The sequence below is a fragment of the Streptomyces sp. NPDC002057 genome, assembly GCF_040296665.1.
Taxonomy (GTDB): domain Bacteria; phylum Actinomycetota; class Actinomycetes; order Streptomycetales; family Streptomycetaceae; genus Streptomyces.
On sequence record NZ_JBEOXR010000002.1, the window covers coordinates 311,003 to 333,986 of the forward strand.

20 protein-coding genes are annotated in these 22,984 nt (G+C 71.9%); 18 read left to right on the top strand and 2 right to left on the bottom strand.

Annotation, left to right across the window (positions count from 1 at the left end; translation table 11 throughout):
- Positions 1-34: 34 nt before the first annotated feature.
- The 8 genes from ABT129_RS03195 (at position 35) to ABT129_RS03230 (ending at position 9,333) form a co-directional block, all read left to right on the top strand.
- Positions 35-1,060: an ABC transporter permease gene (locus ABT129_RS03195; protein WP_351895865.1), complete on the top strand. Its 1,026-nt coding sequence runs from the start codon at positions 35-37 to the stop codon at positions 1,058-1,060.
- A gap of 109 nt (positions 1,061-1,169) precedes the next feature.
- Positions 1,170-2,939, top strand: a complete 1,770-nt coding sequence (locus ABT129_RS03200) for an ABC transporter substrate-binding protein (protein ID WP_351895867.1) — start codon at positions 1,170-1,172, stop codon at positions 2,937-2,939.
- Between the two features lie 114 nt (positions 2,940-3,053).
- Positions 3,054-4,052 carry an ABC transporter permease gene (locus tag ABT129_RS03205; RefSeq protein WP_351895869.1) on the top strand — a complete coding sequence of 333 codons (999 nt, stop codon included), beginning with the start codon at positions 3,054-3,056 and terminating at the stop codon, positions 4,050-4,052.
- Complete coding sequence (locus tag ABT129_RS03210) at positions 4,049-5,152, top strand: ABC transporter ATP-binding protein (protein WP_351895872.1); 1,104 nt, start codon at positions 4,049-4,051, stop codon at positions 5,150-5,152. Before ABT129_RS03205 ends, ABT129_RS03210 begins: the two co-directional genes overlap by 4 nt.
- Positions 5,153-5,160: 8 nt before the next feature.
- Positions 5,161-6,300 carry an ABC transporter ATP-binding protein gene (locus ABT129_RS03215; RefSeq protein WP_351895927.1) on the top strand — a complete coding sequence of 380 codons (1,140 nt, stop codon included), beginning with the start codon at positions 5,161-5,163 and terminating at the stop codon, positions 6,298-6,300.
- Between the two features lie 120 nt (positions 6,301-6,420).
- Complete coding sequence (locus ABT129_RS03220) at positions 6,421-7,098, top strand: trimeric intracellular cation channel family protein (RefSeq protein ID WP_351895874.1); 678 nt, start codon at positions 6,421-6,423, stop codon at positions 7,096-7,098.
- 23 nt (positions 7,099-7,121) lie between these two features.
- Positions 7,122-7,970, top strand: a complete 849-nt coding sequence (locus tag ABT129_RS03225; RefSeq protein ID WP_351895875.1) for a thioesterase family protein — start codon at positions 7,122-7,124, stop codon at positions 7,968-7,970.
- 199 nt (positions 7,971-8,169) lie between these two features.
- Positions 8,170-9,333: a cysteine desulfurase family protein gene (locus tag ABT129_RS03230; RefSeq protein ID WP_351895877.1), complete on the top strand. Its 1,164-nt coding sequence runs from the start codon at positions 8,170-8,172 to the stop codon at positions 9,331-9,333.
- A 16-nt stretch (positions 9,334-9,349) separates the two neighbouring features.
- On the opposite strand, the gene ABT129_RS03235 is transcribed toward ABT129_RS03230, so the two are convergent.
- On the bottom strand, positions 9,350-10,042 hold the full coding sequence (locus ABT129_RS03235) for an N-acetylmuramoyl-L-alanine amidase (protein WP_351895879.1): 693 nt from the start codon (positions 10,040-10,042) through the stop codon (positions 9,350-9,352).
- Positions 10,043-10,103: 61 nt separating this feature from the next.
- Here ABT129_RS03235 and mnmA point away from each other — a divergent pair, with 61 nt between their 5' ends.
- Entirely contained in the window at positions 10,104-11,237 is a 1,134-nt protein-coding gene (mnmA, locus tag ABT129_RS03240) for a tRNA 2-thiouridine(34) synthase MnmA (protein ID WP_351895881.1), read from the top strand.
- Between the two features lie 100 nt (positions 11,238-11,337).
- On the opposite strand, the gene ABT129_RS03245 is transcribed toward mnmA, so the two are convergent.
- Positions 11,338-12,126, bottom strand: coding sequence for an alpha/beta fold hydrolase (locus ABT129_RS03245; RefSeq protein ID WP_351895883.1), 789 nt, complete (start codon positions 12,124-12,126; stop codon positions 11,338-11,340).
- 97 nt (positions 12,127-12,223) lie between these two features.
- On the opposite strand from ABT129_RS03245, the gene ABT129_RS03250 reads away from it, so the two are divergent.
- The 9 genes from ABT129_RS03250 (at position 12,224) to gatB (ending at position 22,920) form a co-directional block, all read left to right on the top strand.
- Positions 12,224-12,763, top strand: coding sequence for an LOG family protein (locus tag ABT129_RS03250; RefSeq protein WP_351895885.1), 540 nt, complete (start codon positions 12,224-12,226; stop codon positions 12,761-12,763).
- Between the two features lie 7 nt (positions 12,764-12,770).
- Positions 12,771-13,469, top strand: coding sequence for an SDR family oxidoreductase (locus ABT129_RS03255; RefSeq protein ID WP_351895888.1), 699 nt, complete (start codon positions 12,771-12,773; stop codon positions 13,467-13,469).
- 1 nt (position 13,470) lies between these two features.
- Positions 13,471-14,475, top strand: coding sequence for a methionine synthase (locus ABT129_RS03260; RefSeq protein WP_351895889.1), 1,005 nt, complete (start codon positions 13,471-13,473; stop codon positions 14,473-14,475).
- 32 nt (positions 14,476-14,507) lie between these two features.
- Positions 14,508-16,688 carry an NAD-dependent DNA ligase LigA gene (ligA, locus tag ABT129_RS03265; protein WP_351895891.1) on the top strand — a complete coding sequence of 727 codons (2,181 nt, stop codon included), beginning with the start codon at positions 14,508-14,510 and terminating at the stop codon, positions 16,686-16,688.
- Between the two features lie 340 nt (positions 16,689-17,028).
- Entirely contained in the window at positions 17,029-19,143 is a 2,115-nt protein-coding gene (locus ABT129_RS03270) for a putative bifunctional diguanylate cyclase/phosphodiesterase (protein ID WP_351895893.1), read from the top strand.
- Positions 19,144-19,351: 208 nt separating this feature from the next.
- Positions 19,352-19,648, top strand: coding sequence for an Asp-tRNA(Asn)/Glu-tRNA(Gln) amidotransferase subunit GatC (gatC, locus tag ABT129_RS03275; protein WP_351895894.1), 297 nt, complete (start codon positions 19,352-19,354; stop codon positions 19,646-19,648).
- Positions 19,649-19,653: 5 nt separating this feature from the next.
- Positions 19,654-21,153, top strand: coding sequence for an Asp-tRNA(Asn)/Glu-tRNA(Gln) amidotransferase subunit GatA (gatA, locus tag ABT129_RS03280; RefSeq protein ID WP_351895897.1), 1,500 nt, complete (start codon positions 19,654-19,656; stop codon positions 21,151-21,153).
- Positions 21,154-21,158: 5 nt separating this feature from the next.
- Positions 21,159-21,392: a hypothetical protein gene (locus tag ABT129_RS03285; protein ID WP_351895928.1), complete on the top strand. Its 234-nt coding sequence runs from the start codon at positions 21,159-21,161 to the stop codon at positions 21,390-21,392.
- Between the two features lie 16 nt (positions 21,393-21,408).
- Positions 21,409-22,920 (top strand): Asp-tRNA(Asn)/Glu-tRNA(Gln) amidotransferase subunit GatB, encoded by a 1,512-nt coding sequence (gatB, locus tag ABT129_RS03290; protein WP_351895899.1) that lies wholly within the window; start codon positions 21,409-21,411, stop codon positions 22,918-22,920.
- Positions 22,921-22,984 lie beyond the last annotated feature (64 nt).

Here is a 22,984-nt window from a genome sequence, read left to right on the forward strand (position 1 = left end):
CGGCTACCGGCGGCCGAGAGGGGTCCTCACCACGATGACGGCACCACTGCACGAGACGAGTGCGGGCGAGTCGACCGCCACCGCTGACGCCGCGCCCGACGCTCCCGGCACTCCGGACAACTCCGGCTCCGGCACGGCGATCCAGGGCCGCTCGCCCTGGCAGATCGCCTGGACCCGCCTCAAGCGCGACAAACTGGCCCTCGCGGGTGCCTTCGTCGTCCTCTTCCTGGTCCTGGTCGCGATCTTCGCGCCGGTCATCGTCGGCCTCCTCGGCCACCCGCCGGACGAGTTCCACGAGGACCAGATCGACCCGCTGTTCGGCACCCCGATCGGCTCCTGGGGCGGCGTCAGCTCCGACTTCCTCTTCGGCGTCGAGCCCGTCAACGGCCGCGACGTCTTCAGCCGCATCGTCTACGGCGCCCGGATCTCGCTGCTCGTGGCCTTCCTCGCCGCGGTCTTCGCGGTCGTCCTCGGCACGGTCCTCGGCATCATCGCGGGGTACTTCGGCGGCTGGATCGACGCCGCCCTCAGCCGCGTCATGGACGTGATGCTCGCCTTCCCGCAGCTGCTCTTCACCATCGCCCTGGTCTCCGTCCTGCCGAACTCACTCCTCGGCCTCGACGGCTCCGGCGTCCGCATCGCCGCCCTGGTGCTGGTGATCGGCTTCTTCGGCTGGCCCTACGTGGGCCGCATCGTCCGCGGCCAGACCCTCTCGCTGCGCAACCGCGAGTACGTCGAGGCCGCCCAGAGCCTCGGCGCCGGCCGCCTCTACATCCTCCGCCGTGAGCTGCTGCCCAACCTGATCGCCCCGATCACGGTCTACGCGACCCTCATGATCCCCACCAACATCCTCACCGAGGCGGCGCTCAGCTTCCTCGGCGCGGGCGTGAAGCCCCCCACCGCTTCGTGGGGGCAGATGCTGTCGACGGCCATCACCACCTATGAGGCGGATCCCCTGTTCATGGTGATCCCCGGCCTCGCGATCTTCATCACCGTTCTGGCGTTCAACCTCTTCGGCGACGGCGTGCGTGACGCGCTCGACCCGAAGGGCTCCCGCTGACCGTTCGCCGACGACCCGCAAGACCGCCCCTGCCGCAGGCGTCAGGAGGCTGATCCACCCTCGGCGGACCGCCGTATCGGCCGCCACTATCCCGGAGGTTGCGAGACCCATGACTCTGATGAGCTCTCAGAGGCGCAGAATCGCCGCGGGCGCGCTGCTCGCGGCGGCCACGATGGTCGTCACCACCGCGTGCGGCGGCGACACCGGCGGCAGCGGCGACAAGGCCAAGGGCGGTGCGCCCGGCTTCAACGCCGGCGTGAACAAGATCGCCAACCCGTCCGACAAGAAGGGCGGCGAGCTGAAGTTCATCGGCTCGCAGGAGGCCGACTCGTGGGACCCGCAGCGCGGCTACTACGGCTTCGTGTGGGACTTCGCCCGCTACTACACGCGCCAGCTGGTCACCTTCAAGGCGGAGCCCGGCGCGGCCTCCACGGAGCTCGTCTCCGACCTCGCCACCGACACCGGCAAGGTCTCGGCCGACGGTCTCACCTACACCTTCACGCTGAAGGACGGGGTGACCTGGGAGGACGGCAAGCCGATCACCTCCAAGGACATCAAGTACGGCATCGAGCGCATCTGGGCCCAGGACGTCATCTCCGGCGGTCCGATCTACCTCCAGCAGGTCCTCGACCCCAAGAACGAGTACAAGGGTCCGTACAAGGACACCTCCGCGGACAAGCTCGGCCTCAAGGCGATCGAGACCCCGGACGACAAGACCATCGTCTTCAAGCTGCCGGTCGCCAACGGTGACTTCCTGCAGATGCTGGCCATGCCGGCCGCCTCCCCGGTCCGCCAGGACAAGGACACCAAGGCCAAGTACGGCCTGAAGCCCTTCTCCTCGGGCCCGTACAAGTGGGAGTCGTACACCCCCAACAAGTCCATCAAGCTCGTCCGCAACGACAAGTGGGACGCGAAGACGGACACCGTCCGCAAGGCGCTTCCGGACAAGGTCAGCGTCACGTTCACCACGAACGCCGACGACATGGACAACCGTCTGGTCGAGGGCGAGTACGACCTCGACATCAACGCGACCGGTGTCGGCGCCGCGGCCCGCCAGAAGGTGCTCCAGCAGCACAAGGGCAACATCGACAACCCGCAGACGGGCTTCATCCGCTACGCGGTCTTCCCGCAGACGGTCATCCCCAACGTCGAGTGCCGCAAGGCCATCATCTACGCGGCCGACTCCAAGTCCCTCCAGACCGCGCGTGGCGGCCCGCAGGCCGGTGGCGACATCGCCTCCAACATGCTGCCGCCGGCGATCAAGGGTGCCGACCCGAAGGCCGACCCGTTCGGCAAGCTCGCCGGCGCGCCGGACCTCACCAAGGCGAAGGAGGCCCTGAAGAAGTGCGGTAAGCCGGACGGCTTCAAGACCACCATCGCGGTCCGCAACAACAAGAAGATCGAGATCGCGACCGCCGAGTCCCTCCAGCAGTCGCTGAAGGCCGTCGGCATCGACGCGCAGATCGACCAGTTCGACGGCGCCCAGACCTCCGGCATCATCGGTTCGCCGAAGGTCGTCAAGGACAAGAACTACGGCATCATCATCATGGGCTGGGGTGCCGACTTCCCGTCGGGCCAGGGCTTCCTCCAGCCGCTCGTCGACGGTCGCTTCATCCTCCAGAGCGGTAACAACAACTTCTCGGAGCTGAACGACAAGGCCATCAACGGCCTGTTCGACCAGGCGCTGAAGGAGACCGACCCGGCCAAGGCCGGCGAGCTCTACAAGCAGATCAACACCAAGGTCTCCGAGGCCGCGGTCTACCTGCCCTTCACCCACGAGAAGAACATCATCTGGCGCAGCTCCCGGCTGACCAACGTCTACACGGCCGACGCCTACAACGGCCGCTACGACTACGCGTCGCTCGGCGTCGTCAAGTAATCCGACCCGCTCCACCGGCGCACCACCCGCCGCCAGGTCCGAAGGGCAGGTGATGGCCGAGGGCGGCGGCCGGGGAACCCCACCGGGTTCCCCGGCCGCCGACCGGCCGACCGCATGCTTGCATACATAGTCCGGCGCCTCTTCGCAGTCGCCGTGATGCTGCTCGTCGTCACCCTGGTGACGCTCAGCATCTTCTTCCTCATCCCCAAGATGACCGGCAGCGACCCTGCCGCGATGTTCGTCGGCAAGCAGGCGGATCCGGCTTCCATCGAGGCCGTCCGGCAGAAGCTGGGTCTGGACGAGCCGCTCCTGGTGCAGTTCTGGCACTTCGTCTCCGGCATCTTCGTCGGTCGTGACTACACCGGCGGTGGCGACACCATCCACTGCGCGATGCCCTGCTTCGGGTACTCGTTCCGCAGTGAGCAGGACGTCTTCTCGATGCTGGTCGACGCCTTCCCCGTCACCCTCTCCATGGTGCTCGGCGCCGCCGTGCTGTGGCTGATCCTGGGCATCTCCACGGGTGTCGTCTCCGCGCTCAAGCGGGGCACGATCATCGACCGCGTGGCGATGATCACCGCGCTCTCCGGTGTCTCGCTGCCCATCTTCTTCACCGCCATGCTGGCCATGCTGGTGTTCCGCACCCACCTGGGCTGGGTCAACGCCTCGTACGTGCCGATCTCCGAGTCCTTCGGAGGCTGGTTCGGCGGCCTGCTGCTGCCCTGGGTGACCCTCGCCTTCCTGTACGCGGCGATGTACGCGCGGCTCACCCGCGCCACCATGCTGGAGGTCCTCGGCGAGGACTACATCCGTACCGCCCGGGCCAAGGGCCTGCCGGAGTCGGTCGTGCTCGGCAAGCACGCCATGCGCTCCACCATGACCCCCATCCTGACCATCTTCGGCATGGACCTCGGCGCCCTCGTCGGCGGCGCGATCCTGACCGAGACCGCCTTCAGCCTCCACGGCCTCGGCGCCCTGGCCATCCGGGGCGTGAGCGAGCGCGACCTGCCGCTGATCATGGCCGTCACGCTCATCACCGCCGCGTGCGTCGTCATCGCGAACCTCGTCGTGGACCTGCTGTACGCGGTGATCGACCCCCGAGTGAGGCTCGCATGACGGACAAGCTGACGAAGACCGGCGCGGCGGTCGCGGAACCCGCCCGCACCGGGTCCGCGCCCTCCGACGCCTTCCTCGACGTACGCGACCTGAAGATCCACTTCCCGACCGACGACGGTCTGGTCAAGTCGGTCGACGGACTCAGCTTCCAGCTGGAGAAGGGCAAGACCCTCGGCATCGTCGGCGAGTCCGGCTCCGGCAAGTCGGTCACCTCGCTCGGCATCATGGGCCTCCACACCGTCGGCCAGTACGGCCGGCAGAAGGCCCGCATCTCCGGCGAGATCTGGCTGAACGGGCGCGAGCTGCTCTCGGCCGACCCGGACGAGGTCCGCAAGCTGCGCGGCCGCGAGATGGCGATGATCTTCCAGGACCCGCTGTCCGCGATGCACCCGTACTACACGGTCGGCAACCAGATCGTGGAGGCGTACCGCGTCCACCACGACGTCGACAAGAAGACGGCGCGCAAGCGGGCCGTCGAACTCCTCGACCGGGTCGGCATCCCCGAGCCCGCCAAGCGGTTCGACAGCTACCCGCACGAGTTCTCCGGCGGCATGCGCCAGCGCGCGATGATCGCCATGGCGCTCGTCAACAACCCCGCGCTGCTCATCGCCGACGAGCCGACCACCGCGCTCGACGTGACCGTGCAGGCCCAGATCCTCGACCTGATGCGGGACCTCCAGAAGGAGTTCGGCTCCGCGGTCGTCATCATCACCCACGACCTCGGCGTCGTCGCCGAGCTCGCCGACGACATCCTCGTCATGTACGGCGGTCGCTGCGTCGAGCGCGGACCGGCCGAGTCCGTCTTCTACGAGCCGCAGCACCCCTACACCTGGGGCCTGCTCGGCTCGATGCCGAGGATCGACCGGGACCAGACCGACCGGCTCATCCCGGTCAAGGGCAACCCGCCCAGCCTCATCAACATCCCGAGCGGCTGCGCCTTCAACCCCCGCTGCCCGTACGCGGACGTCCCCAAGGGCGGCATCACGCGCACCCAGCGGCCGGAGCTGGCCCTCGCCGGCGAACGGCACCACTCGGCCTGCCACATGCCGCAGGAGGAGCGGACCCGTATCTGGACCGAAGAGATTGCGCCGAAACTGTGAGCGAGACCATGGAACCCCTCCTCAGGGTCACCGGCCTGAAGAAGCACTTCCCCATCAGGAAGGGTCTTCTCCAGCGTCAGACCGGCGCCGTCAAGGCGGTCGACGGGATCGACTTCGAGGTCCTGCCCGGTGAGACCCTCGGTGTCGTCGGCGAGTCCGGCTGCGGCAAGTCCACGATGGGCCGGCTCATCACCCGGCTCCTCGAACCGACCGACGGCACGGTCGAGTTCCAGGGCACCGACATCTCCCACCTCGGGGTGGCGGGGATGCGGCCGCTGCGCCGGGACATCCAGATGATCTTCCAGGACCCGTACGGCTCGCTGAACCCGCGCCACACGGTCGGCACGATCGTCTCGGCCCCCTTCAAGCTCCAGGGCGTCGAGCCCGAGGGCGGCGTGAAGAAGGAGGTCCAGCGTCTCCTCGGCCTGGTGGGCCTCAACCCCGAGCACTACAACCGCTACCCGCACGAGTTCTCCGGCGGCCAGCGCCAGCGCATCGGCATCGCCCGCGCCCTGGCGCTGAAGCCGAAGCTGGTGGTGGCGGACGAGCCCGTGTCGGCCCTGGACGTCTCCATCCAGGCCCAGGTGGTCAACCTGCTGGACGACCTCCAGCAGGAGCTCGGCCTCACGTACGTGATCATCGCGCACGACCTGTCGGTCATCCGGCACGTCTCGGACCGCATCGCCGTCATGTACCTCGGCAAGATCGTCGAGCTCGCGGACCGCAAGTCGCTGTACGAGAACCCGATGCACCCGTACACCCGGGCCCTGATGTCCGCGGTCCCGATCCCGGACCCGCGCCGCCGGGGCGCCAAGAGCGACCGCATCCTGCTCACCGGCGACGTCCCGTCCCCGATCGCCCCGCCGCCCGGCTGCCGCTTCCACACCCGCTGCTGGAAGGCGACGGACCTCTGCAAGACGCAGGAGCCCCCGCTCGTGGAGCTCCGCCCGGGCCAGCGCGTGGCCTGCCACCACCCGGAGAACGCGGAGTCGCTGACGATCCCGGGGGCGAGGGAGTCGGTGGAGATCACGAAGGCCCCGCGGCCCACGGAGCCGGCGAAGCCGGAGGCAGCCGAGGCGCAGGCCTCCGGGCCGGAGCCGGCCGAGCCCGGGGCGGGCGCCGCCGAAGGCGGCGCGGCCAAGGAGTGACACGAGGGGCCCCGGTCGCCGCACGGCGACCGGGGCCCCTCGCGTACCCCCGCCCCGGGGACGGCCGGGGCACGGGGAGTCCCCGACGGCCCCCGCGGGAACTACCGGGACAATGGGGCGGTGCTCCACGATCTGTTCAGCCCCGATGTCCAGCACGCCCTGGACCTCGTCGGCATCTTCGTCTTCGCCATCTCCGGCGCCCTCCTCGCCGTCCGGAAGAACTTCGACGTCTTCGGCATCGCCGTCCTCGCCGAGGTGACCGCCCTGGGCGGCGGCCTCTTCCGCGACCTGGTCATCGGCGCCGTGCCCCCCGCCGCCTTCACCGACCTCGGCTACTTCCTCATGCCGCTGATCGCCGCGGGTCTCGTCTTCTTCCTCCACCCGGAGGTCGAGCGGACCCAGACCGCCGTCAACGTCTTCGACGCCGCGGGCCTGGGCCTCTTCTGCGTGACCGGTACGACGAAGGCGTACGACTACGGCCTCGGCCTCACCTCCTCCGCCGCGCTCGGACTCGCGACCGCCGTCGGCGGCGGTGTCCTGCGGGACGTGCTCGCCAACGAGGTCCCGTCGCTGCTGCGCTGGGACCGGGACCTGTACGCCGTGCCGGCCATCGTCGGCGCGGGGATGGTCGCGCTCTGCATCCGCTTCGACATGCTCAACCCCTTCACGAGCGGCGCCGCCGTCCTCACCGCCTTCGCGCTCCGGCTGCTCGCGCTGCGCTACCACTGGCGCGCGCCCCGCGCCTGGAACCGCCGCTCCTCCGCCCGCGAGGCACCCGAAAAAGCTACCGCTCAGTAGCCTTCTGGGGTACCGTCGGATCCATGAGCACGAGCACCGAGACCACCGCGGCGACGAGCGAGTTCGACCGCGACACCGCAGTCATCCTCCGGGAGCCCGGGGTCTACGACGCGGACCTCTCCGCCGGCTGGACGATCATCCACGCGGTCAACGGCGGCTACCTCCTCGCTCTGCTCGGCCGCGCCCTCGGCGAGCACCTTCCGCACCCGGACCCGTTCACGATCTCGGCGCACTACCTGACGCCGTCCGTGCCGGGCCCCGCGGTGATCAGGACGGAGACGGTCCGCACCGGCCGGACGCTCTCCACCGGCCAGGCCTCCCTCTTCCAGTACGCCGAGGACGGCACCGAGGTCGAGCGCATCCGGGTCCTCGCCTCGTACGGCGACCTCGACGCGCTCCCCGACGACGTCCGCACCACCGCGACGCCCCCGGCCATCGCGGCCGTGGAGAACTGCTTCGGTGCCTCCGACGGTCCGACGACGGTGATCCCCGGCTCCTCCGCGATCACCGACCGGCTCGACATCCGGCTCGACCCGGCCTGTGTCGGCTGGGCGGTCGGCGCGCCGTCGGGGAAGGGCGAGATGCGGGCCTGGTTCGGCCTCGCCGACGGCCGTGAGCCCGACGCGCTGTCCCTGCTCCTGACGGTCGACGCGCTGCCGCCGACCTCCTTCGAGCTGGGCCTCAAGGGCTGGACGCCGACCGTCGAGCTCACCACCCACGTCCGCTGCCGCCCGGCCCCCGGCCCGCTGCGCGTCTCCATCACCACCCGCAACCTGGCGGGCGGCTTCCTGGAGGAGGACGCGGAGGTCTGGGACAGCGCCGACCGCCTGGTCGCCCAGTCCCGCCAGCTGGCCCGCGCCCCGCGCGGCTGAGCCGAGGTCCCGCGCCTGGCGCCCCGCGCCGCGCGCGCCCGCTGCCCGGGGGCGGTCGTACCCGCTGCCCGGGCCGGTCGCTCCCGACGTCCCGGGCCGGTCGTACCCGACGCGGGACCCGGCCCCGGGTGCCGCGGTCGGCGTCATGAACCGGCCACCCGCCGGGGCTGCCGTCATGGGCTCGTAGAATCGACGCACCATGGCATACCTCGACCACGCCGCGACCACTCCCATGCTGCCCGAGGCGATCGAGGCGATGACCGCCCACCTCGCCGTCACGGGCAACGCCTCCTCCCTGCACGCCGCCGGACGGCGGGCCCGGCGGACCGTCGAGGAGGGGCGCGAGACGCTCGCCGCCGCGCTCGGCGCCCGGCCGAGCGAGGTCGTCTTCACCTCGGGCGGCACCGAGGCCGACAACCTCGCCGTGAAGGGCCTCTACTGGGCCCGCCGCGACGCCGACCCCCGCCGCACCCGCGTCCTGGCCAGCCCCGTCGAGCACCACGCCGTGCTCGACGCCGTCGACTGGCTCGCCACCCACGAGGGCGCCGACGTCGAGTACCTCCCGGTCGACCGGTACGGCCGGGTGCACCCCGAGTCCCTGCGCGAGGCCATCGCCAGGGACCCCGACTCCGTCGCCCTCGCCACCGTCATGTGGGCCAACAACGAGATCGGCACCGTCATGCCGGTGCGTGAACTCGCCGACGTGGCAGCCGAGTTCGGGGTGCCGCTGCACGCCGACGCGGTCCAGGCCGTCGGTCAGGTCCCGGTCGACTTCGCCGCCTCCGGACTCGCCGCCATGACCGTTTCCGGCCACAAGATCGGCGGCCCCTACGGCATCGGCGCCCTGCTCCTGGGCCGCGAACACACCCCCGTGCCCGTGCTGCACGGCGGCGGGCAGGAGCGGCACGTCCGCTCCGGCACCCTCGACGTGCCGGCCGTCGCCGCGTTCGCCGTCGCCGCCCGGCTCGCCACCGAGCGGAGCGAGGAGTTCGCCCGGGAGGTCGGCGCGCTCCGCGACAGCCTCGTGACCGTCGTCCGTACGGTCGTCCCCGACGCGATCCTCGGCGGCGACCCCGTCGAGCGGCTCCCCGCCAACGCCCACTTCACCTTCCCCGGCTGCGAGGGCGACTCCCTGCTCCTGCTGCTCGACGCCGCCGGGATCGCCTGCTCCACCGGCTCCGCCTGCACCGCCGGCATCGCCCAGCCCAGCCACGTCCTGCTCGCCACCGGAACCGATCCGGACCTGGCCCGCGGCACCCTGCGCTTCTCGCTCGGCCACACCTCCACCGAGGAGGACGTGGCGGCGGTGGCGAAGGCGATCGGCCCGGCCGTGGACCGCGCCCGGACCGCGGGCCTCACCTGAGGACCGCCGAAGGGGCTCAGGCGGGCGTCGCGGGCTTCCGCGACGCCTCCCGCACCAGCTTCAGATAGCGGTCCCAGTCCCAGTGCGGACCGGGATCGGTGTGGTCGGTGCCCTCGACCTCCACGTGCCCGATGATGTGCTCCCGGTCCACGGGTATCCCGTGCCGGGCGCAGATGTCGGCCGTCAGCCGCGCCGACCCCGCGTACATCGCCGCCGTGAAGTCCTGCGGCCGGTCGACGAAGCCCTCGTGCTCGATGCCGACGCTCCGCTCGTTCATGTCGCGGTTCCCCGCGTGGAACGCGACGTCGAGCTCCCGGATCATCTGCGCCACATGACCGTCCTTGCGGACGACGTAGTGCGTGGCGGCCCCGTGCCCCGGGTTCTTGAAGACCTTCAGGGCGGTCGCGTAACTGCCCTGGACGACGTGGATCACGACCCGGTCGATCCGGTAGTCGTCGGGCCGGTCGGCCCGCCGCCAGTTCGCCCGCGCCGCCGAGGCCCACTCGGCGGCCTTGTGGTCCAGCTCGCCCTCGACCCGCTTCCTCTCCATCCCCGGCAGCCGCCACCAGACGCGCGCCAGCTCCTCCCTGGCCAGCGCGGCCGTGCCCAGCACGGCGACCCCGCCGCCGAGCAGCACCGCGCGCCGCCCCACCCGTCTGTCCGAACCGCTCGCGCCGGACCCACCCGTACCGCTGTCCTTGCTCCCCATGCCACCGAGAACGCTTACTACCGCGACGGTGGTTCCCGGCGCCCCGTACCCTGGTGGGGCTATGACTCAGACTCCGCCCCCGCGCCCCCTTCGTGTCCTCGCCGCCATGTCGGGCGGAGTGGACTCCGCCGTCGCCGCCGCCCGTGCCGCAGAGGCGGGCCACGACGTCACCGGCGTCCACCTCGCCCTCTCCGCGAACCCGCAGTCGTTCCGTACCGGAGCGCGGGGCTGTTGCACGATCGAGGACTCCCGTGACGCGCGCCGGGCGGCCGACGTCATCGGCATCCCCTTCTACGTGTGGGACCTCGCCGAGCGCTTCCGCGAGGACGTCGTGGACGACTTCGTCGCGGAGTACGAGGCCGGCCGCACCCCCAACCCGTGCCTGCGCTGCAACGAGAAGATCAAGTTCGCGGCGCTGCTCGACAAGGCGCTCGCCCTCGGCTTCGACGCGGTCTGCACCGGCCACTACGCGACGGTCGTCCTGAACGAGGACGGCACCCGCGAGCTGCACCGGGCCTCCGACATGGCGAAGGACCAGTCCTACGTGCTCGGCGTGCTCGACGAGAAGCAGCTCGCCCACGCGATGTTCCCGCTGGGCGACACCCTCACCACCAAGGACGAGATCCGGGCGGAGGCCGAGCGGCGCGGGCTCGCGGTCGCGAAGAAGCCCGACAGCCACGACATCTGCTTCATCGCCGACGGCGACACCCAGGGCTTCCTCGCCTCCCGTCTGGGCAAGGCGGAGGGCGACATCGTCGACGAGGCCGGCGCGAAGGTCGGCAGCCACGACGGCGCGTACGGCTTCACCATCGGCCAGCGCAAGGGCCTGCGGATCGGCCACCCGGCCGCCGACGGCAAGCCCCGCTACGTCCTGGACATCTCGCCGGTGAACAACACGGTCACGGTGGGCCCCGTCGAGGCGCTCGACGTCACCGCCCTGACCGCGATCAAGCCGCGCTGGTGCGGCGCCGCCCCGGAGGGCGAGGGCCGCTACACCGCGCAGCTCCGCGCCCACGGCGGCGAGACCGAGGTGACGGCGTCCCTGGTCGACGGCGAGCTCACGGTCGGCTTCGACGAGCCGGTCCGCGGCGTGGCCCCCGGCCAGGCGATCGTGCTCTACGACGGCACGCGCGTGGTCGGCTCGGCCACCATCGCGACGACGACCCGCCGCACGACGGCCCCGGCCACGGCGTAGCCCCACCGCCCGGGCCGTCCGGCCCGGGCCGCACGGAGCGCTGCACCCCCGGGCAGCGCCACTGCCGGGGCAGCCCCACCCCGAGCCCTTCCCGGCAGGGCTACGCCGCCCCCGCCGTCTCCCCGTCCTCCTCGGCGAGGAATCCCGTCAGGACCGGGGCGAGGGCGTGCGGGGACACGTCGGGCGTCTGACCCGTCAGGGTGCGGTGCCGGGCCCGGGGGAGGGCCGCCGTCAGGGCGCGGGCGGCCCGGCGGGTCCCGACCGGACTCGCGCCCCCGTCGACCACCAGCACGCGCGCGTGGACCCCGGCGAGCAGCCGCTCCGGCACCGTCCCGTCGCCGAGGACGGCGAGGTCGTACGCGAGGGTGCCCGCCAGCTCCCTCGCACCGGCCCACGGGGCCGTCGGCACCGCCGGGTCCGCCAGGAAGAGTTCGAGCGCGGCGGCCGTCCGCCCCCGGCCGAGCAGCGCCGCCACCCGCAGCCGTCGCTCCACGGCCTCCGCGTCCTCGACCGCGTAGGGCGGCTCGTACACCGACACCGCCCCCGCCCCGACCCCCGCGGCCACCGCGGCGAGGGCCAGCGCGCCTCCCGTGCCCGTTCCGTGCAGCGCCGCCCCGGCCCCGGCCTCGCCGACCACCGCCGCCAGGTCCTCGATCTCCCGCTCCACCGCGTACGGCCCCGTGTCCCCGCTCCTGCCGCGCCCCCTGCGGTCGTAGGCGACGACCGAGAAGCGCCGGGCGAGGAGCGCGCCGAGCGGCCGCTCGGCCGCGGCCGTCCCCAGGGCCCCGCTCACCAGGACCAGCGGCGGCCCGCCCCCGTACCGCTCGTACGCGATCGGCGTCCCGTCCCGCGACGTGACCCGTCCCCCGACCCTGCTGACCTCGTTCATGCCAGCTCAGACCGGGGCCGCCGCCGGAACTCATCGCCGCCGGGCGGAAAGTTCCGGAGAATCCCGGAAGGCGCTGGTCAGGGCTACGGTGGTGGCCATGAACATCTGTGTCTTCCTCTCCGCCGCCGACCTCGACGAGCGGTACACGGCCCCCGCCCGCGAGTTCGCCGGACTGCTCGGCAAGGCCGGCCACACCCTCGTCTGGGGCGGCTCCGACACCGGTCTGATGAAGGTCGTCGCCGACGGCGTCCAGGAGGCGGGCGGCCGGCTCGTCGGCGTCTCCGTCGACTTCCTCGCCCACAAGGCCCGCCCGGACGCCGACCAGATGGTCGTCGCGCAGGACCTCGCCGAACGCAAGGCGCTGCTCCTCGCCAAGTCCGACGCGATCGTCGTCATGGTCGGCGGCACGGGCACCCTCGACGAGGCCACCGAGATCCTGGAGCTGAAGAAGCACGGCAAGCACCGCAAGCCGGTGGTCCTCCTCAACACGGCGGGCTTCTACGACGGACTGAAGGCCCAGTTCCAGCGCATGGAGGAGGAGGGCTTCCTCCCGCTCCCCCTCGCCGACCTCGTCCTCTTCGCGGACGACGGCCCGACGGCCCTCACCCACCTGGAGGAGGGCATCGCCGCCCGCTGATGCGAGCATGGTGCCCATGGCTACACATGTGATCACCGGGGCCGGTTCCGGCATCGGCGCGGCCGTCGCGCGCCGCCTCCACGCGCGCGGGGACGAACTCGTGCTGCACGCGCGCGACGCGGGGCGGGCGAAGGAGCTCGCCGGGCAGTTCCCCGGCGCCCGGACGCTCGTCGGGGACCTCGCCGACCCGGACCGGCTCTCCTGGGCGTTCTCGCACCAGACCATGCCCGGGCAGGTGGACAGCCTGCTGCACATCGCGGGCGTCGTCGACCTCGGGCCGATCGGGGACCTCACCCCGAAGACCTGGCACCACCAGCTCAACGTCAACCTGGTCGCCCCCGCCGAACTGACCCGGCACCTCCTGCCCCAACTCCGGTTCTCCCAGGGCCACGTCGTCTTCGTGAACTCGGGCGCCGGACTCAACGCGCACGCCGAGTGGGGCGCGTACGCCGCCTCCAAGCACGGCCTCAAGGCGCTCGCCGACGCCCTGCGCCACGAGGAGCACGCCAACGGCGTGCGGGTGACCTCGGTCTACCCGGGCCGCACGGCGAGCCCCATGCAGGCGAAGGTCCACGCCCAGGAGGGCAAGGAGTACGACGCGTCGCGGTGGATCGACCCCGAGTCGGTCGCGACGGCGATCCTCACCGCGATCGACCTGCCGCGCGACGCGGAGATCAACGACCTCACCGTCCGTCCGGGACGCTGACATGAGCGAGAGCAACGACTTCCCCTGGGCCGCCGCCACCGGCGTCGGATCCCTGCCCGGCGGTGACGCCCGGGAGGCGGCCAAGACCGTCACCGGTTCCTTCGAGGACTTCCCGTTCCTCGCGGAGCTGCCCGCCCGGGGCCCCGGCGCCGACATGATCGGCCGGACCCTCGGGATGCTCGTCGACCTGTACGCGCACGTGGAGCCGAGCGGCTGGCGGATCAGCGACCGGCCGGGCCGGGACACCAGGCGGGCGCGCTCCTGGATGGGCGAGGACCTGGACGCCCTGGAGGAGTTCACCCAGGGGTACGAGGGCGCGCTCAAGGTGCAGGCCGTGGGCCCGTGGACGCTCGCCGCCGCCCTGGAACTGCGCGGCGGAGAGGCGGCCCTCGGGGACGCCGGCGCCTGCCGGGACCTGGTCGGCTCGCTCGCCGAGGGGCTCCGCGACCACCTCGCCGAACTGCGCAAGCGCATCCCCGGAGCCCGGGTCGTCCTCCAGCTCGACGAGCCCTCGCTCACCGCCGTCCTGCGCGGCCACGTCCGTACCGCCAGCGGCTACCGCACCTACCGGGCCGTCGACCGGCAGGTCGTGGAGAGCGCCCTCCGGGAGGTGACCGCGGTCCACGACGGGCCGGTCGTCGTCCACTCCTGCGCCCCCGACGTCCCGTTCGCGCTGCTGCGCAGGGCGGGCGTCGACGGGATCTCGTTCGACTTCGGTCTGCTCACCGAGCGTGACGAGGAGTCGATCGGTGAGGCCGTGGAGGCCGGGACCAAGCTCTTCGCCGGTGTGGTGGGGTCCACCGACGCCCCGTTGTCGGACCCGGGCGGTAGCGTCATGGGTGTCAGGACGCTGTGGCGCAGGCTGGGGCTGAATCCGGGGACTCTCGCGGAGTCCGTGGTGGTCACTCCCACGTGCGGGCTCGCGGGCGCTTCGCCCGCCTACGCCCGTGCGGCGCTCGCCCACTGCGCCCGGGCGGCGAGATCGCTCGCGGACAACCCAGAGTGACCGGGTTCAGAGGCACGGGAGGACGGACGAAGGTGGCAGTCGAACAGGGGGCCCTGCCCGCCGAGGCACGGGAGAAGCACGCCGACCTGGCCGAGCGGGTCGAGGAGCACCGCTTCCGGTACTACGTGAAGGACCAGCCGGTCATCAGCGACGGCGAGTTCGACCGGCTCCTGCGCGACCTGGAGGCGCTGGAGGAGGAGTACCCGGAGCTGCGCACGCCGGACTCGCCGACCCAGAAGGTCGCGGGGCAGTACGAGACCGACTTCACCGCGGTGGAGCACCGCGAGCGCATGCTCTCCCTCGACAACGCCTTCGACGACGAGGAGCTGGCCACCTGGGCCGAGCGGGTCGGGCGGGACGTCGGCACCCCCGACTTCCACTACCTGTGCGAGCTGAAGGTCGACGGCCTCGCGGTCAACCTGACGTACGAGCACGGGCGGCTGACCCGGGCCGCGACCCGCGGTGACGGCCGCACCGGCGAGGACATCACGCCCAACGTCCGGACGATCGCCGACATCCCGGAGCGGCTGCGCGGCGAGCGGATCCCGGACCTCGTGGAGATCCGCGGCGAGGTCTACTTCCCCATGGAGGCCTTCCAGGGGCTCAACGCCCGCCTGGTGGAGGCCGGCGACAAGCCCTTCGCCAACCCGCGCAACGCGGCGGCGGGTTCGCTCCGCCAGAAGGACCCGAAGGTCACCGCCACCCGCCCGCTCCACATGGTGGTGCACGGCATCGGCGCCCGCGAGGGCTTCGACATCGACTGCCTCTCCCACGCGTACGAGCTGCTGCGCGAATGGGGCCTGCCCACCGCCCGGCACAACAAGGTGGTCGGTTCGCTGGCCGGGGTGCGGGAGTTCATCGCGTACTTCGGCGAGAACCGGCACTCCGTCGAGCACGAGATCGACGGGGTCGTCGTCAAGCTCGACGAGATCCCGCTCCAGGGCCGGCTCGGCTCCACCGCGCGCGCCCCGCGCTGGGCGATCGCCTGGAAGTACGCGCCGGAGGAGGTCAACACCAAGCTGATCGACATCAAGGTCGGCGTCGGCAGGACCGGCCGCGTCACCCCGTACGCGCAGGTGGAGCCGGTGACCGTGGCCGGGTCCGAGGTCGAGTTCGCCACCCTCCACAACCAGGAGGTGGTCAAGGCCAAGGGCGTGCTGATCGGCGACACCGTCGTGCTGCGCAAGGCCGGCGACGTCATCCCGGAGATCCTCGGGCCGGTCGCCGACCTGCGGGACGGCAGCGAGCGGGAGTTCGTGATGCCCGCCGAGTGCCCGGAGTGCGGGACGGCGCTGAAGGCGATGAAGGAGGGCGACATCGACCTCCGCTGCCCGAACGCCCGGACCTGCCCGGCCCAGCTGCGCGAGCGGCTCTTCTTCCTGGCCGGGCGTCAGTGCCTGGACATCGAGAACTTCGGCGCGGTGGCCGCGGCGGCGCTGACCCGCCCCCTGGAGCCGGCCGAGCCGCCGCTGGCGGACGAGGGCGACCTCTTCGACCTGACCATCGAGCAGCTGCTGCCGATCAAGGCGTACGTCCTCGACCCGGACAGCGGGCTGCCCCGGCGGGACCCGAAGACCGGCGAGGAGAAGATCGTCACGGTCTTCGCCAACCAGAAGGGCGAGCCGAAGAAGAACGCCCTGTCGATGCTGGAGAACATCGCGGCCGCGAAGGCGCGCCCGCTGGCCCGCTTCATCAACGGGCTCTCCATCCGGCACGTGGGGCCGGTCGCGGCCGAGGCGCTGGCCCGTGAGTTCCGCTCCCTGGAGCGGATCGAGCAGGCGAGCGAGGAGGAGCTGGCGGCCGTCGACGGCGTCGGCGGGATCATCGCGACCGCGGTGAAGCAGTGGTTCGCCGAGGAGTGGCACCGCGAGATCGTGCGCAAGTGGCGCGCGGCCGGGGTCAGTCTGGAGGACGAGGGCGCCGGGGAGGACCAGGGGCCGCGGCCGCTCGAAGGCCTCACGGTCGTGGTGACCGGCACCCTGGAGAAGTTCACCAGGGATGGCGCAAAAGAGTCCCTCCAGAGCCTCGGAGCGAAGGTGGCCGGTTCCGTTTCGAAGAAGACCGCCTTCGTCGTCGTCGGTGAGAACCCTGGGTCGAAGTACGACAAGGCGATGCAGCTGAAGGTTCCGGTTCTGGACGAGGACGGCTTCGCGATCCTGCTCGAACAGGGCCCCGAGGCCGCCCGGGAGGCCGCCGTCCCCGTCACCGAGTAGCGTCCCCCGGCCCTCGCGACGGCGCCGCGAGGGCCCGGGAGCGACCCCGCGACGCCCCCGCACGGCTCACCCGTTCGGCGCATACCAGATCGTTACGGGTGGCCGGGTCGCATTCGGGCAAGACAAGGAGAGCGCTGCCCGTCGAGGCCCTCGGCGGCCTAATGTGGTGACCGTGCGTCTCGTCCTGCACCGCCGCGCGAGGGCCTCACCGGTCGTGGCGCCAGGACATCGGCCCCCGTGGCACGTGTAACGGCCGTCCGACGGCGGCCGCACGACGGACGGCCGCGGGCACGCGGCCCATGGCACACCGACGGCACCGCCGCCTGTGAGAGGGACGGGAATGGAACCGACCGAGAGCGCCGCCCCGGTCCCACGGCCGGACGGCCGTGTGGTCCCCCTGGGCCCCACCTCCCGGCTGCCCGCAGCCGTGGTGGGCATCGCCGCCGTCGTGCTCGTCGTCGGGCTCCAGCAAGCCCTGGGCGGCGGCCGACGGCTCTTCCCCGACGGGGCCACCGGCTGGTCCCTCGCCGTCCTCACCGGACTCATCGTCGGCCACCTGGTCGCCCTCGGCCGCGACCGCTGGTGGGGCGGCACCGGCTCCGGCGCCGCCCTCACCCTCGCCGTCCTCCTCCTGTACGGCTGGGTGCCCGCCGGACTCGTCTCGATGACCGTCGTCGCCCTGGTCGGCGCCGCCCGCCGGCACCGCTGGCGGCAGGGCCTGCTGCACGGCGGCGCGGACGTCCTCGGGGTCGCCGCCGCCGCCCTCGTCCTCGCGCTCTTCGGAGACGTACCCACGGTCGAACAGCCCTGGCAGCCCCTCGACTGGACGATCGGGGACCTTCCGGAAGTCGTCCTCGCCGCCGCCACCTACCTCGTGGTGACCCGGCTGCTCCTGTGGTACACGCTCGCCCCCCAGGGCCGCGGACTGCCCACCGTCGCCCGCACCGCCCTCCTGAGGCAGGGCCTCGTCGCCGTCGCCCTGCTCGGCATCGCCCCGCTGATCTGCGTCGTCGCCGCCACCCGGCCCATCCTGCTGCCGCTCTTCGCCGTCCCCCTCATCGCCCTCGACTCCACCCTGTGGATCGCCCGCGCCCGCGCCGAGGAGCAGCTGCGCGACCCGCTCACCGGGCTCCCCAACCGCCAGTGGCTCCTGGAGCGGGCCTGGACCGCGCTGGAGGAGGCGGAGGGCGAAGGGGCCCGCGCCGCCCTCGTCCTGATCGACCTCGACCGCTTCCGGTCGGTCAACGACACCCTCGGCCACCTCGCGGGCGACCGGCTGCTGCTCCAGATCGCCGAGCGGCTCCGCCTCGCCCTGCCCCGCGGCGCCGAGGCCGCCCGCCTCGGCGGCGACGAGTTCGCCGTCCTGCTGCCCACCGCCGACTCCACCACCAGCGCCCAGCGGGTCGCCCGCCACCTCGTCGCCGAACTCTCCTCCCCGCTCGACCTCGACGGACTCACCCTCGTCCTGGAGGCCAGCGCCGGCGTCGCCGTCTTCCCCGACCACGCCCTCGACGCCGAGGGCCTGCTGCGCCGCGCCGACGTCGCCATGTACCAGGCCAAGCGGGACCGCACCGGCGTCGAGGTCTACGAGTCCAAGCGCGACTCCAACACGCCCGACCGGCTCGGCCTCCTCGGCGACCTGCGCCGCGCCCTCGACGCCGGCGAGGTCGAACTCCACTACCAGCCCAAGGTCCAGTTCGACGGCCAGGTCGCCGGTCTGGAGGCCCTCGTCCGCTGGGTCCACCCCGAGCGCGGCAAGGTTCCCCCGGACGAGTTCATCGCCATCGCCGAGTCCTCCGGCCTGATGCCGCACCTCACCGAGTACGTCCTGGAGACCGCCCTGGCCCAGGTCGCCCGCTGGCGCGCCCAGGGCCTGAACGTCCCGGTCGCGGTCAACGTCTCGCCGCGCGACGTCCACACCCCCGGCTTCGCGGGCGCCGTCGCCGCCCGGCTCGCCCGCCACGGCGTCCCGGCCGGCGCGCTCCAGCTGGAGATAACGGAGCACGTGCTCCTGGAGGACCCCCAGCGGGCCGCCGACACGCTCAACGGCCTCACCGGCCACGGCGTCAAGATGTCGCTCGACGACTTCGGCACCGGCTACTCCTCCCTCGTCCACCTGCGCCGGCTGCCCGTCAGCGAACTGAAGATCGACCGCTCCTTCGTCGCCCGGCTGGCCGTCGACACCGAGGACGCCGAGATCGTCCGCTGCACCGTCGACCTCGCCCACTCGCTCGGCCTCCTCGTCGTCGCCGAGGGCGTGGAGGACGACGAGACCTGGGAGCGCCTGCGCGACCTGGGCTGCGACGCCGTCCAGGGCTGGCTGGTGGCCGCCGCGATGCCGCCCGGCGAGGCCACCGCCTGGCTGCTGGCGCGGGGCGAGCACGGCTGGCGCCGCCCCGCCGACATCGCCGCCCAGGTCGAACTGGACCAGCCCTCGGGCCAGGTCGTTCCGTGATGACCTCCTCGTCCGGAGGAAGCCTGTAGCGTGCCCGTGCGCCCCCGAGGCGCTCCCCGCACGGGGATGGTCCAGGCGAGGAACTCGATCACTTCGCCGGGCAACTCTGGTCCCCGCCCCCGCGGGGATGATCGGCCGCATTAGTTGTGCCGACCGGCACAACATAGGATTGCGGCACATCACAAGACTCACCCCTGAGGATCGCTGCATGCCTGGCATTACGCGCGAGGAGGTCGCCCACCTCGCCCGGCTGGCGCGTCTGGAGCTGTCCGGCGAAGAGCTCAACCACTTCGCCGAACAGCTCGACGACGTCATCGGCGCGGTCGCCCGCGTCTCCGAGGTCGCCGACCAAGACGTACCGCCGACCTCCCACCCGCTGCCGCTGACGAACGTCATGCGCGCGGACGAGGTCCGTCCGTCGCTCACCCCCGAGCAGGCGCTCTCCGGCGCCCCGGCCCAGGAGCAGCAGCGTTTCAAGGTGCCGCAGATCCTGGGGGAGGACTAACAGTCATGACGGACAACATCATCATCAAGCTCACCGCGGCCGAGATCGCCGGGAAGATCGCCGCCGGCGAGCTGACCGCCGTCGAGGTCACCGAGGCCCACCTCGCCCGCATCGAGGCCGTCGACGAGAAGGTCCACGCCTTCCTGCACGTCGACCGTGAGGGCGCGCTCGCCCAGGCCCGCGCCGTGGACGAGAAGCGTGCCCGGGGCGAGAAGCTCGGCCCGCTCGCCGGTGTGCCGCTCGCGCTCAAGGACATCTTCACCACGGCCGGCATGCCGACCACCGTGGGTTCGAAGATCCTGGAGGGCTGGATCCCGCCGTACGACGCGACCCTGGTCAAGAACCTGAAGGCCGCCGACGTCGTCATCCTCGGCAAGACCAACATGGACGAGTTCGCCATGGGCTCCTCGACGGAGAACAGCGCGTACGGTCCGACCGGCAACCCCTGGGACCTGACCCGGATCCCCGGCGGCTCCGGCGGTGGCTCGTCCGCCGCCCTCGCCGCGTACGAGGCGCCCCTCGCCATCGGCACGGACACCGGCGGTTCCATCCGCCAGCCCGCCGCCGTCACCGGCACCGTCGGCGTCAAGCCGACCTACGGCGGCGTCTCCCGCTACGGCATGGTGGCCTTCTCCTCCTCCCTCGACCAGGGCGGCCCCTGCGCCCGTACGGTCCTGGACGCGGCCCTCCTCCACGAGGCGATCGCCGGGCACGACCCGCTCGACTCGACCTCCATCGACGCCCCGGTCCCGCAGGTCGTCGAGGCCGCCCGCAACGGCTCGGTCGCCGGCATGCGCGTCGGCGTCGTCAAGCAGTTCCGCGGCGAGGGCTACCAGGCCGGTGTCGTGCAGCGCTTCGACGAGTCCGTCGAGCTCCTCAAGGAGCTGGGTGCCGAGATCGTCGAGCTGGACTGCCCGACCTTCGACCTCGCCCTTTCGGCGTACTACCTGATCGCGCCGTCCGAGTGTTCCTCGAACCTGGCCCGCTTCGACGCCATGCGCTACGGCCTGCGGGTCGGCGACGACGGCACCCGTTCGGCCGAGGACGTCACCGCCCTCACCCGTGAGGCCGGCTTCGGCGACGAGGTCAAGCGCCGCATCATCCTGGGTACGTACGCGCTGAGCTCCGGCTACTACGACGCGTACTACGGATCGGCCCAGAAGGTCCGTACCCTCATCACCCGCGAGTTCGAGAAGGCCTTCGAGGAGGTGGACGTGATCGTCTCCCCGACGACCCCCACCACCGCCTTCCCGATCGGCGAGCGCGCCGACGACCCGATGGCCATGTACCTCGCGGACCTGTGCACCATCCCGACCAACCTGGCCGGCAACGCCGCCATGTCGCTGCCCTGCGGCCTGGCGCCCGAGGACGGTCTGCCGGTCGGCCTGCAGATCATCGCCCCCGCCATGAAGGACGACCGGCTGTACAAGGTCGGCGCCGCCGTCGAGGCCGCCTTCGTGGAAAAGTGGGGGCACCCGCTGCTTGAGGAGGCTCCGTCGCTGTGAGTGCCATGGCAAAGAAGGCCAAGAACTTCAAGAAGTCCAAGACCGGCGTCTACGTCTCGCTCGCGACCACCGCGTTCGGTGCCGTCAGCGTCGCGAAGCAGGCCAAGCTGGCCCGCAGCGACAACGACATGTTGCGGCTGATCGACTCCGCCGTGTCCGCCGCCGCCATCATCACCGGCCTGGCGATCCTCTACCGGGAGCTCAAGCGCCTGGGCGACGACGACGTCCTGCTGGGCTGAGAGGGAAAGTCTCACCGTGACTGTCACTGAACTGCTGTCGTACGAAGCGGCGCTCGCCGAGTACGACCCCGTCATGGGCCTGGAGGTCCATGTCGAGCTCGGCACCAGGACGAAGATGTTCTGCGGCTGTTCGACCGAGCTGGGCGCCGAGCCGAACTCGCAGACGTGCCCGACCTGCCTCGGCCTGCCCGGCTCGCTGCCGGTCGTCAACGCGATCGGCGTCGAGTCCGCCATCAAGATCGGCCTCGCGCTGCACTGCGAGATCGCCGAGTGGTGCCGATTCGCCCGGAAGAACTACTTCTATCCGGACATGCCGAAGAACTTCCAGACCTCCCAGTACGACGAGCCGATCGCCTTCAACGGCTACCTGGACGTCCAGCTGGAGGACGGCGAGATCTTCCGCGTGGAGATCGAGCGCGCCCACATGGAGGAGGACACCGGCAAGTCCACCCACATCGGTGGCGCGACCGGCCGCATCCACGGCGCCTCGCACTCGCTGCTCGACTACAACCGGGCCGGCATCCCGCTCATCGAGATCGTCACCAAGCCGATCGAGGGCGCGGGCGAGCGGGCCCCCGAGGTCGCCAAGGCGTACGTCGCCGAGCTGCGCGAGCTGATCCGCGCCCTCGACGTCTCCGAGGCGCGCATGGACAAGGGCCAGATGCGCTGCGACGTGAACCTGTCGCTGCGCCCGCACGGCACCGAGAAGTTCGGCACCCGCTCGGAGACGAAGAACGTCAACTCGCTCCGTTCGGTGGAGCGTGCGGCCCGGTTCGAGATCCAGCGCCACGCCGCGGTGCTGTCCTCCGGCGGCACGATCGTGCAGGAGACCCGTCACTTCCACGAGGACGACGGCTCCACCACCTCCGGCCGCATCAAGGACAACGCCGAGGACTACCGGTACTTCCCGGAGCCCGACCTCGTCCCCGTCGCCCCGGCCCGCGCCTGGGTGGAGAAGCTCCGGGGCACGCTGCCCGAGCTGCCCCGGGTGCGCCGCAACCGGCTGCGCGAGGAGTGGGGCGTGTCCGAGCTGGACATGCAGTCCATCCTCAACGCGGGCGCGGTCGACGCGATCGTCGCCACCATCGAGGCGGGCGCGGACGCGGCCTCGGCCCGCAAGTGGTGGATGGGCGAGCTGGCCCGCAGCTCCAACGAGCAGGGCGTCTCCCTGGAGGAGCTGGCGATCACGCCGGCGGACGTGGCCCGGGTCTCGGCCCTGGTCGCCTCCGGCGACCTCAACGACAAGCTGGCCCGTCAGGTCATCGAGGGCGTCCTCGCCGGCGAGGGCACCCCGGACGAGGTCGTCGAGAAGCGCGGTCTGAAGGTCGTCTCCGACGACGGCGCGCTCGGCACGGCGGTCGACGAGGCCATCGCGGGCAACGCGGCCATCGCGGACAAGATCCGCGGCGGCAAGGTCGCGGCGGTCGGCGCCCTGGTCGGCGCGGTCATGAAGGCCACCCGTGGCCAGGCGGACGCGGCGAAGGTCAAGGACCTGATCCTGGAGCGGCTGGGCGTCAGCGAGGGCTGATCCCCTTCCCGTAGGCGTACGGCGGCGGCGGGGGGCCCGGGGTTAGGGGGGGGGGGGGCCCCGG